Here is a 14,147-nt window from a genome sequence, read left to right on the forward strand (position 1 = left end):
ATCATCTGACGGTGGCCCGCCATCAGTTCAGCCACATCAAGGGCGATGAACACAATCGTGTGGACGGGGAAAGCCGGGTGCATGTCCGGGGCATGCAAACCCAGTATGTTGAGCAGTCGCTACATCTAAAAACCGATGCCTCGCTACTTGACCAGACCAGCCGAGAGATCCACCTCAACGGCGGCATTAAAATCACCTTAGAAGCAGGCGCCGCCATTACTTTAAAAGCAGGGGGAAGCTTTATCACCATCGACAGTACCGGCATCAGCGCTAGCGGCCCTAAAGTCAAACTGAACTCAGGCGGCAGTGCCAGCAACGGCAGTGGTTATGCCGGTCATATTGCAAAATTGCCAGGAGATGTAGAAGCACCCCAGTCTTTGACAAAGCAGCAATATCAGGCAACACCCGCATCACTGTATCAACAAGTATTGGCGGATATAAAAACAGGCACCCCAATCACCATAACCTGCCAAAAGCGCGCAGATGGAACATGCCCTTTATCCAACTGCCCATGTAGGAATGACGCATGAGTGAATTACAGTTGCAACATCGAGATGACAAAAAGCAGACGTTAGGATGGTATGTACTCGTAAGTTACTATGAAGGGATGCCAGAAAAGATTTATTCAAAAATAAAATCTCATACGATTGAGCCATTATATTGGAACACTCAGCTCAATGACTTAATTAAGTTTAGCCCGCTCATCATACAGCTAAAAGATAACACCGACGAATTACTCCGATCCATATCAGCACAGCATTCATTGTACTTCGCAGATAATCAAAAAAAATCATTGGAGCAAATTACTACATGGTTTCGCACTAGACTCAACATATTAATTGACAATAAAAAAGGCATATTTCATTACTATCACCCGATTGTAGCCAGTTACTTTTTCTCTGAATCTTCTATTAAAGATACCGCCGACTGGCTTGCGCCATTTTGGGGTATTCAATACTTAGAGCAACAAGTCGGAAAAACCAGCAAGTGGGTATTTAGACATGGCAAGAATAATGTCACTGAAAAATCACAGCCTTGGAAAATGCGTGAGAGCCAAATAAAATCTCTCATACAAAAGTATCGTGATGAAACCGGCACTCAATAGGTTTATCTGGAAAAAGAAACACACCTAACAGAAAAATCCTGAAATACATAATCAAAGATAGAGAATAAATAATGACAGACGAAACAGATAAGATCACATCAAAAACAGCATGTGATGGTCAAAAATTATTCATTGAAGTAACCGGGATCGAACATGATGAAAAACAAGGTTTTCTTTTTTATGACCAAACAGATATGCAAGAATTGCAGTCTCTCGAGCAGCAAAAAGTTCTTGATACAACGCTAGAAGAAACACCGGATAAAGAGTCGCAATATACGTCCATATACAGTTGGAATTGGCAGAAACAAAAAGAGCCTCGTCACGTTTGGTTAAACGTGGAAAGTGAGCATAAATCGATCAAGCTTCCTCTTTTTCAAAACGTGAGTGCAACTGAGCGGCGTAAAAAAACAGCTCAAAAATATCAGCTGCAAGCGATTATTCCACTGTCATTTATGCCGCATCAAAATAACGTGGCGCGCAAAGATTCGCAGCAAGTTCCCGTGCGCAACGGCTATCTCTATATCGTTTATAATAAAAGAATTTGGCGTGAGCTACAAATTACGACCGATTCACAAGGACAGCCCCATTTTCAAGATGTTGATCTATTCAGTTATCGAACCGCAAGGGATCAGCCCTTCGTATTAGAGACGCCACGAAAAGCAACCGGCAAACCCCTTGATTGCATTTGGATCCCATTTAAAGATAACGACTCATCGACTAACATACGAATTGCTTTTTCAGAGGTGCCATGGAGCGCGGCGCGACTCAACTATCTCGAGTCAACCCCAACGGAGATCAACAAACGCTTTACGCCACTCCCTCAGCACTTAGAATTAGCCACAACATTGCAGGCAATGCGTCCCAGAGACTTAGCAGCAGAAATGTCACTAGGAAACCCTTATGAATTTAACCAAGATCTAACCGGCAAGGTATTATCCAATACGTTTAACAATGCTCAAGCCAACCTTGCAAATACCACTGACCAAACCATTCCCTCGGTGAATCAGCACCAATATGCGGCCCAAGTTGATGCGTTCGCTGAAATACTCACGAAGAAATCGACAGATAATCAGCAATCGATTGATTTTTCAAAAAATTGGGCCGCAACGACGGTAACAGACTGGCTGAGCGTTGCTAAAACACATGTCTATCGCGTTATGACGCTAGCAGACCCTATTCAAGCACTGCGACAAATACTTGCCACGACGCAATATGCCCAGCTTTACTATCAACAACTGCAAAAAGATGCGCGCCTTCAACGAAATTTTAAAAGTGCTCATTTAGCGACCAAAATCATTTTTCCCGAGCAACTGGGTCAACAGAAAAATAAATTACATGAGCATCTCGATTTGCTCAAAAGAGGCACTGGTACGCCTTTTAACTTAAGCCTACGCATAGATGAAAGAGCAACATGCCGAGCACAACTAGAAGAGTTAAAACAACATCTTTATCACCACTTGTCCGATCGAGATTTAGTGCTAATACTTAAAGATATTACAAGTTTAGATGATGCCAATGGTTTAGGGGGACATGTACTCCTCAATCGCTGTAATAGTGCATTACTCAATGACCCAATTGAAAATGATGATCTACTACTTCCAGAAGAAAAAAAACATCATGCGCATAGTTATCTAAACCAATTAATCAGTTTATATACAGATTCTGCTCTCACCCAAATCATATTTCTACAACAGGATGTGATAAATGAAGTGAGTAATTATCAGCAGCCAGCACCTGCCAATGACGGCACAGGATTTTTAACCCTACCGCATCTGAGTCAATGGGCCAACCAGAACTTGTTATTACAACCAACGGATTCTGTTTGTATCGATACACTGACCATTGCAACTAGCACCGCTGAACAAAAAAATTCCGCAGAATCTCAGTTTAGTCAAATGCGACGTATTTTCGGTGTTATTGACAAAATAACCAGTAGTTATGCTGAAATGTGGTTAAAGGTAGCGAATGCTTTGCGCAGCGATCTCTATTCTGTTCATTTTTCAAAGTTATACATCAACAACTTAAGTTTAATTAAAATATTAGCCAGCGATCAATTTGGCTCACTTGAATTTATATCAGCCAATAATAACCAGGAGTTAAACGGGTTACTCATTGGGCTAACTGGCTTAGAGAAAAATCCATCAACGAACCTAAATACAAAACCTTATGTCTATCAGCAAACGGGTAGAAAAACGGCGTATGGCACAGCCAACGTAAATGATGAGATACTCGCCGACACCAGTAAAAACCGTCTACCGAAGGGGATGAAGGCAAATATTTCCAAAGTAGAGGATGTGAAATTTGTTGTATTGAAAAATCCGGATAAAGATATTGAAAAATATTTAACAGAGAGTACTCGCGCTAGACGCCTTGTGCGAGAAGGCAAACTAAATGCAAAAACAGCCTATGAAAGGTTTAATGTTCCTATTTTTATTATGGCGATAGAATTCTGGAATTTAAAAAATAGCATTATTAATTATAATAAACATGATAGATTATTTTCTATATCTAGTATTATGTCTGCAATCGTAGATTTATCAGCAGCGGCTATTTCGGCTCATAATTTTTATGCTATGAAAGCTGAAAAGTTGAGCATGACTAGAGCAAAAGTGCTAAGTACATCCAATAAAGTTGCAGTTTATATGGGTAAAGATAAAGGCTTCACCCAACAAGTTGGTAAATTTGAATTCTCCGTCAATTTAAAAGAAAGCCTCAGTATACTAGATGTGGTAAATATTACAGCGGGGTTATTCACTGTAGCTGTAGCAACTTGGCAAATGATTCGACTATGGCGGGAAGAAGATTACGACGCAGCCATGGGGATGGGCATGGTCGCAGTCGGTACACTGATATCAACACTAGCCAGTAACTTACTAGCAGGCTCCGAGATAGTAGAAGGAGCCGGGATAGCAGAAGGCGTTGAGGCAATGACTTTAGGGATAGTAAGTTGGATAGGTTTAATCATTGTTATAACTGGCGCTGCAATTGTCTACTACTTTACCGATACTAATATTGAAAAATGGCTAAAACATGGCCCTTTTGGTGAAACGCCCGAAGCAACTGGCCCATATGCCTACCTCAATCAAGATCCAAGCCTTGCCTTTAACCAACTCTTAAATTTATTTTTATCACTGAGAGCGATCGTCTACCCCGTGGATCAATTGCCGCACAAATACCAAAAACGAGAAGCGTTAAAAAAAGCAGGGATCACCCATGCGGTCTATATCAGCTGTAATATTCCCCATTTAATTCATGTGAATAAATCAGAGTATCACTTCTTTGCCCAGCAAACTTTCGACTCATTTGAAGTTGACATACAACAATCAGCAACCCTTTATAATGGATATACTATCGACTCAAAACCAAATCCACCGCATTACCGCTATCTTAATAGTACATCGAGTAAAGCTGCCCAACCCATTGATAGCTATGACACAATTGAAGGAAAGATATATCTTTTTGCCAATACGCTAAAAGGCAAAGAAAAAGTGATTCCGATTCCACCAATCGGAAGTTCCCAAAAAACCTCTATTGTTAGTAAAAAATCGATTCATGCCAAAGTACAACTGCAAATCAATGATCTTATTTTTCCTTTACCTGAAATCGATCAATATCAAGATGTGCAAGCAGATATCCAAAATAAAAAGACAAGTAAGATCAAACCTGACTTTTCCAAAAAAAATCAACCCTACTGGCAAGACTCTATGAATATCCTTGAGGTTAAAAATGTCTAGTTACGGCCCAAATGCTTACAATAGCCAAACCATTGCGCCACAACCACCGGCTAAGGCCAAGCGGCGACTACTGAGTAAGTTACTTAGCGCAGGACAAGCCGCGCTGCCCTTTCACCGGACCCATCAGCAGATCCCACAGTCACTATGGGAGGATATGACCCCGGAGCGCTGGCGAGAGATGGAGCAAAGACATGATGGCGATTTTCAATACAACTGGAATGAACAATTTATCCAGATCTATGTTCCACAGCTTTGGGGGCGACTCTATTTATTCCTTGCTGCATTAGCAAAAGTGATCGTTATTTACTTCACTTTCTTTTTTATAATTACTCAATGCATTTCATTTCCCCTATCTGATTATGATGTGCCATTTTTAATTCATTCATCTGTTCTATATCTCGAATGGATTTTTCTACCCTGCGCGTTGATTTGGGCTCAATTTGAACTCTCGACGAACTTTCGCACCAACTTATGGTTTTTACGCCCACGGCTACTCTTTGAGTTCAACCGCCAAACCGGCATGGTCACGTTGTATAGACCTGGGCGGTTGGTTCGATTTTCACACCCTTTTGTGGAATTTGACTGTGTGCTGACCTCGGCCCCCACCCAGTTAGGATTTATGCGCTATGGCTTGATGTTGGTGCATCGCTATCAAGGTTATCGACGGGGGATACCGGCAGCACTCCTGCTCACCAAACTCTCGGAGCCGCGCGATGAAATGCTGCGTTTATGGAATTTCATTCAATGCTATATGGATGTCAGCCAGCCACTCCCCGACATTCTCGCCCTTGAAGCCGGCCGCTTAAACGACCCAACCACCGCTAAAGTTGACAAAAAAACTGGCCGCACGCCGCGCTACTGGCGCGATATGGATGAAGCCACCTTTGCGCAAACCATCCGTCAAACCGTGAGAACATACCCTGACCCGATGATGGGTGAAACAATTCCCGTGGTCGCTGATCGAGAGTCGTGTTAAACCATCTGGATGATATCCGGCGAATCATTTCATTGCGTGACCAAGCCTACCTTCATGGGAATGAAACGGCACCCACGTCATTCCCTTGAAGAAAACACTCAACCAACTAACCAAATAAAACGATACCGATATGCAAAAGTACGGATCCAACGCTTATAACAGCCAAACCATTGCACCACAACCGCCCGCCAAAGCGAAGCGGCTACTGAGTAAACTGCTTTGGCTAGGACAAACCCCACTCCCCTTTCACCGAACCCATCAGCAGATCCCACAATCACTATTGGAAGAGATCACACCGGAGCGCTGGCGAGAGATGGAGCAAAGACATGATGGCGATTTTCAATACAACTGGAATGAACAATTTATCCAGATCTATGTTCCACAGCTTTGGGGGCGACTCTATTTATTCCTTGCTGCATTAGCAAAGGTTATAGTACTTTATATCACTATTTTTGTCATCATAGCAGAACTGACAGCTCTTCCCGCATTTGACTATGATATCCCTTTCCTAATTCATTCATCAATTCTATATCTCGAATGGATTTTTCTACCCTGCGCGTTGATTTGGGCTCAATTTGAACTCTCGACGAACTTTCGCACCAACTTATGGTTTTTACGCCCACGGCTACTCTTTGAGTTCAACCGCCAAACCGGCATGGTCACGTTGTATAGACCTGGGCGGTTAGTTCGATTTTCACACCCTTTTGTGGAATTTGACTGTGTGCTGACCTCGGCCCCCACCCAGTTAGGATTTATGCGCTATGGCTTGATGTTGGTGCATCGCTATCAAGGTTATCGACGGGGGATACCGGCAGCACTCCTGCTTTCCAAGCGCTCGGAGCCGCGCGATGAAATGCTGCGTTTATGGAATTTCATTCAATGCTATATGGATGTCAGCCAGCCACTGCCCGACATGCTCGCCCTTGAAGCCGGCCGCTTAAACGACCCAACCACCGCTAAAGTTGACAAAAAAACTGGCCGCACGCCGCGCTATTGGCGCGATATGGATGAAGCCACCTTTGCGCAAACCATCCGTCAGACCGTGAGAACATACCCTGACCCGATGATGGGTGAAACGATTCCCGTGGTCGCTGATCGAGAGTCGTGTTAAACCATCTGGATGATATCTGGCGAATCATTTCATCTAAGCCTACCTTCATGGGAATGAAACGGCACCCACGTCATTCCCTTGAAGAAAACTCTCAACCGACTAACCAAATAAAACGATACCGATATGCAAAAGTACGGATCCAACGCTTATAACAGCCAAACCATTGCGCCACAACCACCGGCTAAGGCCAAGCGGCGACTACTGAGTAAGTTACTTAGCGCAGGACAAGCCGCGCTGCCCTTTCACCGTACCCATCAGCAGATCCCACAGTCAATCTTGGAGGATATGACCCCAGAGCGCTGGCGAGAGATGGAGCAAGAAGATGATGGCGATTTTCAATACAACTGGAATGAACAATTTATCCAGATCTATGTTCCACAGCTTTGGGGGCGACTCTATTTATTCCTTGCTGCATTAGCAAAAGTGATCGTATTGTATATATCCATCTTTATTATGATTATACAAATAGCTATTATACCAGCAACTCATTATGATATTCTGGGATTTATTTCAAGCTCCATATGGTATTTGGAATGGATTTTCATACCCAGTGCGTTAATTTGGGCTCAATTTGAACTCTCGACGAACTTTCGCACCAACTTATGGTTTTTACGCCCACGGCTACTCTTTGAGTTCAACCGCCAAACCGGCATGGTCACGTTGTATAGACCTGGGCGGTTGGTTCGATTTTCACACCCTTTTGTGGAATTTGACTGTGTGCTGACCTCGGCCCCCACCCAGTTAGGATTTATGCGCTATGGCTTGATGTTGGTGCATCGCTATCAAGGTTATCGACGGGGGATCCCGGCAGCACTCCTGCTTTCCAAACTCTCGGAGCCGCGCGATGAAATGCTGCGCTTATGGAATTTCATTCAGTGCTATATGGATGTCAGCCAGCCTCTACCTGATATGCTCGCCCTTGAAGCCGGCCGTTTAAACGACCCAACCACCGCTAAAGTTGACAAAAAAACTGGCCGCACGCCGCGCTACTGGCGCGATATGGATAAAGCCACCTTTGCGCAAACCATCCGTCAGACCGTGAGAACATACCCTGACCCGATGATGGGTGAAACGATTCCCGTGGTCGCTGATCGAGAATCGTGTTAAACCATCTGGATGATATCTGGCGAATCATTTCATCTAAGCCTACCTTCATGGGAATGAAACGGCACCCACGTCATTCCCTTGAAGAAAACATTCAACTGCCCCACAACGGCCTAACCAAATAAAACGATACCGATATGCAAAAGTACAGCCCTAACGCTTATAACAGCCAAACCATTGCACCACAACCGCCCGCCAAAGCGAAGCGGCTACTGAGTAAACTGCTTTGGCTAGGACAAACCCCACTCCCCTTTCACCGAACCCATCAGCAGATCCCACAATCACTATTGGAAGAGATCACACCGGAGCGCTGGCGGCAAATGGAACAACATAACGGGGGGGAAGTCCAATACAATTGGAATGAACAATCTATCCAGATCTATGTTCCACAGCTTTGGGGGCAATTCTATCTTTACCTTTCAGTATTAGCAAAAGCGGTCGTTATTTACTTCACTTTCTTTTTTATTATTACTCAATGCATTTCATTTCCCCTATCTGATTATGATGTGCCATTTTTAATTCATTCATCAATTCTATATCTCGAATGGATTTTTCTACCCTGCGCGTTGATTTGGGCTCAATTTGAACTCTCGACGAACTTTCGCACCAACTTATGGTTTTTACGCCCACGGCTACTCTTTGAGTTCAACCGCCAAACCGGCATGGTCACACTGTATAAACGCTGGCAGCGCGTCCGATTCTCGCACCCTTTTGTGGAATTTGACGGTGTGCTGAGATCTGCGCCCACCCAGTTAGGATTTATGCGCTATGGCTTGATGTTGGTGCATCGCTATCAAGGCTATTGGCGAGGGATCCCCGCATCTCTTATGCTCCCCAAGCGCTCGGAGCCGCGCGATGAAATGCTGCGTTTATGGAATTTTATTCAATGCTATATGGATGTCAGCCAGCCACTACCCGACATTCTCGCCCTTGAAGCCGGCCGTTTAAACGACCCAACCACCGCTAAAGTTGACAAAAAAACTGGCCGCACGCCGCGCTACTGGCGTGATATGGATGAAGCCACCTTTGCGCAAACCATCCGTCAGACCGTGAGAACATACCCTGACCCGATGATGGGTGAAACGATTCCCGTGGTCGCTGATCGAGAGTCGTGTTAAACCATCTGGATGATATCTGGCGAATCATTTCATCTAAGCCTACCTTCATGGGAATGAAACGGCACCCACGTCATTCCCTTGAAGAAAACTCTCAACGGCCTAACCAAATAAAACGATACCGATATGCAAAAGTACAGCCCCAACGCTTATAACAGCCAAACCATTGCGCCACAACCACCGGCTAAGGCCAAGCGACTACTGAGTAAGTTACTTAGCGCAGGACAAGCCGCGCTGCCCTTTCACCGTACCCATCAGCAGATCCCACAGTCAATCTTGGAGGATATGACCCCGGAGCACTGGCGAGAGATGGAGCAAGAAGATGATGGCGATTTTCAATACAACTGGAATGAACAATTTATCCAGATCTATGTTCCACAGCTTTGGGGGCGACTTTACTTATTCCTTGCTGCATTAGCAAAGGTTATAGTACTTTATATTTCTGTTATAGTTCTTATAGGTCAAATTATCCTTATTCCTGCCTCTAACTATGATATTCCAGCTTTTATCTCGTCATCAATTCTATATCTCGAATGGATTTTTCTACCCTGCGCGTTGATTTGGGCTCAATTTGAACTCTCGACGAACTTTCGCACCAACTTATGGTTTCTACGCCCACGGCTACTCTTTGAGTTCAACCGCCAAACCGGCATGGTCACGTTGTATAGACCTGGGCGGTTGGTTCGATTTTCACACCCTTTTGTGGAATTTGACTGTGTGCTGACCTCGGCCCCCACCCAGTTAGGATTTATGCGCTATGGCTTGATGTTGGTGCATCGCTATCAAGGTTATCGACGGGGGATACCGGCAGCACTCCTGCTTTCCAAACGCTCGGAGCCACGCGATGAAATGCTGCGCTTATGGAATTTTATTCAGTGCTATATGGATGTCAGCCAGCCTCTACCTGACATGCTCGCCCTTGAAGCCGGCCGTTTAAACGACCCAACCACCGCTAAAGTTGACAAAAAAACTGGCCGCACGCCGCGCTACTGGCGCGATATGGATGATGAAACCTACTATCGCAGCATCACCCAATCCATCAACCACGATGACTCATATTGAACATTGCCCTGAGTTCAAGCGAATCAGCTCGCTTTATGTCATACAGAGCGAGTCAAACACTATGATTAATTAGCCGTATCCCGCATGCTATAAATTTGAATTGCTACACCAATCACTGCAGCAGCTTGTTCTAAATCCATCTGAATGGCTTTCGCATACTTATCACTGGCGATCACAAAGTGACGAACACCGTTGGCCAATGCCATATGAACACCGACCACTGGAATACGGGTTCCGTTGATATTTTTAATACCAGTGACGGGATGCTTATCTGTAAATAACGTTGGCGATACGCCAGCGCAAATCAGAACTTCGGCAATTTCATCCCCCATCTCACCTGCCCCACAAATAGCAATCTTCTCACTGCCAATCTCGGTGAGTTGATGAATCAAACGCTGATAGAAGATGTCATGCCACCACGGTGGGGTGATTTTTTCAATAATGACTTCAATTTCATAACATCCCTTGGCATGTTGATCGGGTGTGATTGCATAGTCGTAGCCATCATCAACATCACGGAGTTCCCGAATACGGTAGCTATTGATGGTGAGCGCCTGTTCAATATCGGCAAGCAGCGAGGCTGGGGTGTAAAAACGCTTGTGATCATGGTTCCAATGGGAAGGCAATACCGCTTTGCGCTCATAGAGGTGGTGATGGGGTACGCTAATGACCATAAATCCACCTAGTTTGAGTACTCGATACCACTCTTGTAGAGTCGCAATAGGATCAGTGACATGTTCTAAACAGTGGCTGGAGAACACCGCATCCACCACGCCGTCGGCATAAGGGAGGTGCTCACCATCATAATCAGGGGTGGCTAAATCCATAATGGTCGCCCACGGGGTCACCGCAGGGCCTTGCCCCCCACCAATATCCAGCACTGTATTGCCCGCTAAATACCGCTCAATAATACCGCTATTGACTCGCCGCGAATGATTTTTACCCGGTTCACCGGCTGGCTGATAATCGAGAGGGAGTGTGTTGTTGCTCATGATTGCATCCTTTACCTAATTGAGAAATTTCTTCCAATAAATCGATTGCAGCAAGGTAAACCTCATTGACCGTGATCTGCAAAATACAATGGGCAAATTCATGCCGACAGCCTTGTGCGCAAGCAAGTTCAGCAGGTTGTAGAGGACGAACAATTCGTTGCGGGACCTGCCATGGGGAAAAGCGCTCAGGGGAGTTAAGATGAAAAGCCGGCGCACCAACGGGATGGACTGATAACTCAACCACGGGTTTAGTCAAGGCCGCAGCAAGGTGCATCACCCCACTGTCATTGCCAATAAACATTGTGGCCCCCGCAAGATGCCGACAGGTATCATAGAGATTATCACGGCCAATCCGATTGATAATATCGACGCGCTGAGGGAGTACACGAGCATCAATATCGCCCCCACCGACAAATACAAATGCAAAGCGCTTCGGATAAATCTGCACGAGTTGCTGCGCCAAGGCAAGATATCGCTTAATGGGCCATTGCCGTTTCGCACTACTTGCCCCCAAGCCAAAAACAATTGTTTCTTGACGCTTGGCATAAGCGGGGATCGGCCACAACCGCAACTCGCTTGAGGAGGCCACTAGCGACAAGGGTTTGAGTACCTCGAGCAGTTTTTCCACCTCATGCAGTTGGTGTGACACAGGTTGGGGATGCGTTAACGTTAAATGGGTAATCGGATTGGCACAGCGCCCTTCATCGGCCTGCAAGTTCACCAGCCCGACTCGCTCTGGGATCCCTAACAACACAGCTAGGTGATGCGCGAGGCTGTAATCAGGATAATAGCGGGCAAAAATCGCCACATCATAGTGCTCGTCAAATAAGCCCAGATCATCAAGGAGTAACTGCTCAGGTTGATGGCGCGCCACCAGTTGATTTTGACCCACCGCAATTACTTTTTTATAACGTGGGTCTTTGGAGACGAGCGGATAAAGCGTCTCAGTGACCACCAAAGTAACACTGCGGGCAGCACTGGCAAGTAATGCTTCAATCACAGGCGTAGCAACAACCATGTCACCGATGGCATCAATTTTAAAAACCAGCAGATCTTTATCACGCAGATCGACCGTTAAAGTGCTCGGCGCAGAACTAGCTGTCGAAGCCTGCCCAACTGCTAATATGTTATTAGTCAACACAGTAAGATACTGATCAATCTGAGCTTTCAGTTGCTGTTCATGATCCGCTTGCTTGGGCAGAGTATGATCGCTCAAGGTAGCAATTTGAGTGATTACTTGCAAAGTATCGGCTAGCCAGTCCTCATCAAAACCTTCTGGCCACAGCTTCACGGCGCACCGCAGCACTTCGATGGCCTGAAATCGGGTTTGAATCACATGTGCGCCTTTAATCCCATGCAATGCAGGGAATAAGAGTGGATCAAACCCTAATAACAGATACCCACCATTTTGCTCAAGCGAGCGCAGAGCGGCCAGATGACCCGCCCAGCGCCGAGCAAAACCAAGCTCACCCCAATCTGGATACAATCCGCTCGGTAGCACAATAGCCGATAAGTAGTGATCTGGGGTATAGCCAAGCCCTGGCGCGTAGCAGCCAAACTGATCGGGACGGCGTAAACTCACGATTCCGACTTGCCGTGAACGTTCAACTTGCGCGATGCCTGCTGAATCTGGCATCGCCAGCACACCATCATCATTGATGAGAATGCGTGTCTGCTGGGCACAACTTGCCATTAATTGTGGCAACTGTGAAAAATGACAGCATTTAATATTGGCGGCACTTATCGGTGTCGATTCCGTACACACCAAATAATAGTGGGCATCAACCCGCCACCGCGCAATGAGTTGAACCGCCAACGTAACGGGCAATTGCTCTAAAAACAGAATAACCGATAAAGAAGCCATCATATTAGGAACTTATGCGAAGTGAAATAATTGCCGCGCTTGCTGCGGCTGATGGCAAAGCGTTGCCACCTCACGGTGGCGCGCATCAAAATAAACGGATGATTGCACTGACAGTTGGATCATCTCACTAAACAGAGCATCTTCGCCTTGGCGTAAAAAATACAATGCAGCAGCAAAGCGCACATGGGCAATGCCCGCATCGATGGCTTCATTGCTCACCCCAAATTGTTGCCCCAATCGGCAGGCTGTTTCTAACTCTCGCGTTACTGTTAAACGACGCTGTACATCTCTTGCGGTTTGCGCACCAAAGCTATTGGCATGTACGCGGTAGCGACCCAATACCTGATCTACCCGATCAATACTGCCGTCAAGATACCCCGCGTTCATAATATGCCATGGATAATCACAGATGATTTGGCACTCGTGTTCAAGGGCCTGGATCAAAAAGGCGTGGCGTCGAAAGACAATACTACTCGCCTGTAAAAAAGTGCCATAGCGAATCAAATGCTCAACCGTTGCTTGCTGCGGAATATATTGGGCATTGTAAAAATCGCGGCTAAATCGTTTAAGTTGCGCACCGGTCTCACTATCAAATACGTCTGCTTCATGATACGCCAGCGCACAATCAGGGTGCGTATTTAAATAATCGACCATTGTTTGGAGTTTCCCTGGCAGCGCTAAATCATCACCGTCAAGATACGCAATCAATTGACCCTTTGCGCGATCGAGCAAACGAGCCATGGTGGCAACCAACCCTAAATTTGGGCAATTCGTCATCACCTGCAACCGCTCTGGGTAGCGTTGGCGCATAGTTTCAATGACTTGGGCAGTATGATCACTCGAAGCATCGTCACACACAATTACTTCAAAGTCGAAACGACACTGCTGCTCAAGCACACTTGCTAAACATGGGCCAATATAATCTTGCAGATTGTAAGCTGGAATGATCACTGAGAGTTGCATACTCGTCCTACCGATTAATTCAACAGATGCAGACGGCCCCAACTATCGACAAAGTGTTACATCATGGGCGTCAAAAGTTTTACTCTCATATGCCATACAATTTTTACGCCATAATACCAAC

10 protein-coding genes and 1 pseudogene are annotated in these 14,147 nt (G+C 45.6%); 8 read left to right on the plus strand and 3 right to left on the minus strand.

Translation table 11 applies throughout. The annotated features are described in order from the left end of the window. From ABUE30_RS17100 to ABUE30_RS17135, 8 genes and pseudogenes are all read left to right on the plus strand, one after another. A pseudogene (locus ABUE30_RS17100) lies at positions 1-530 on the plus strand (type VI secretion system tip protein VgrG); the annotation flags it as partial. Next, on the plus strand, positions 527-1,105 hold the full coding sequence (locus tag ABUE30_RS17105) for a DUF4123 domain-containing protein (RefSeq protein ID WP_408625053.1): 579 nt from the start codon (positions 527-529) through the stop codon (positions 1,103-1,105). The pseudogene ABUE30_RS17100 and the gene ABUE30_RS17105, both read left to right, overlap by 4 nt. A gap of 71 nt (positions 1,106-1,176) precedes the next feature. After that, complete coding sequence (locus tag ABUE30_RS17110) at positions 1,177-4,839, plus strand: toxin VasX (RefSeq protein ID WP_408625054.1); 3,663 nt, start codon at positions 1,177-1,179, stop codon at positions 4,837-4,839. Continuing rightward, positions 4,832-5,815: a hypothetical protein gene (locus ABUE30_RS17115; protein ID WP_408625055.1), complete on the plus strand. Its 984-nt coding sequence runs from the start codon at positions 4,832-4,834 to the stop codon at positions 5,813-5,815. Before ABUE30_RS17110 ends, ABUE30_RS17115 begins: the two co-directional genes overlap by 8 nt. A 130-nt stretch (positions 5,816-5,945) precedes the next feature. Then, complete coding sequence (locus tag ABUE30_RS17120) at positions 5,946-6,926, plus strand: hypothetical protein (protein ID WP_408625056.1); 981 nt, start codon at positions 5,946-5,948, stop codon at positions 6,924-6,926. Between the two features lie 123 nt (positions 6,927-7,049). Beyond that, positions 7,050-8,033 carry a hypothetical protein gene (locus ABUE30_RS17125; protein ID WP_408625057.1) on the plus strand — a complete coding sequence of 328 codons (984 nt, stop codon included), beginning with the start codon at positions 7,050-7,052 and terminating at the stop codon, positions 8,031-8,033. A 134-nt stretch (positions 8,034-8,167) separates the two neighbouring features. After that, entirely contained in the window at positions 8,168-9,148 is a 981-nt protein-coding gene (locus ABUE30_RS17130) for a hypothetical protein (RefSeq protein WP_408625058.1), read from the plus strand. 123 nt (positions 9,149-9,271) lie between these two features. Beyond that, complete coding sequence (locus ABUE30_RS17135) at positions 9,272-10,207, plus strand: hypothetical protein (RefSeq protein ID WP_408625059.1); 936 nt, start codon at positions 9,272-9,274, stop codon at positions 10,205-10,207. Between the two features lie 65 nt (positions 10,208-10,272). Here ABUE30_RS17135 and ABUE30_RS17140 read toward each other — a convergent pair whose 3' ends face one another. Genes ABUE30_RS17140 through ABUE30_RS17150 form a run of 3 tightly spaced genes read right to left on the minus strand, consistent with a single transcriptional unit; the run spans position 10,273 to position 14,026 of the window. Continuing rightward, on the minus strand, positions 10,273-11,199 hold the full coding sequence (locus tag ABUE30_RS17140) for a methyltransferase domain-containing protein (RefSeq protein ID WP_408625060.1): 927 nt from the start codon (positions 11,197-11,199) through the stop codon (positions 10,273-10,275). Further along, entirely contained in the window at positions 11,156-13,066 is a 1,911-nt protein-coding gene (locus ABUE30_RS17145; protein ID WP_408625061.1) for a glycosyltransferase family 9 protein, read from the minus strand. Before ABUE30_RS17145 ends, ABUE30_RS17140 begins: the two co-directional genes overlap by 44 nt. A gap of 9 nt (positions 13,067-13,075) precedes the next feature. Then, positions 13,076-14,026 carry a glycosyltransferase family 2 protein gene (locus tag ABUE30_RS17150; protein WP_408625062.1) on the minus strand — a complete coding sequence of 317 codons (951 nt, stop codon included), beginning with the start codon at positions 14,024-14,026 and terminating at the stop codon, positions 13,076-13,078. Between the last annotated feature and the right edge of the window lie 121 nt (positions 14,027-14,147).

The sequence above is a fragment of the Celerinatantimonas yamalensis genome (assembly GCF_046054155.1).
In the GTDB taxonomy this organism is placed as follows: Bacteria; Pseudomonadota; Gammaproteobacteria; order Enterobacterales; family Celerinatantimonadaceae; genus Celerinatantimonas; species Celerinatantimonas yamalensis.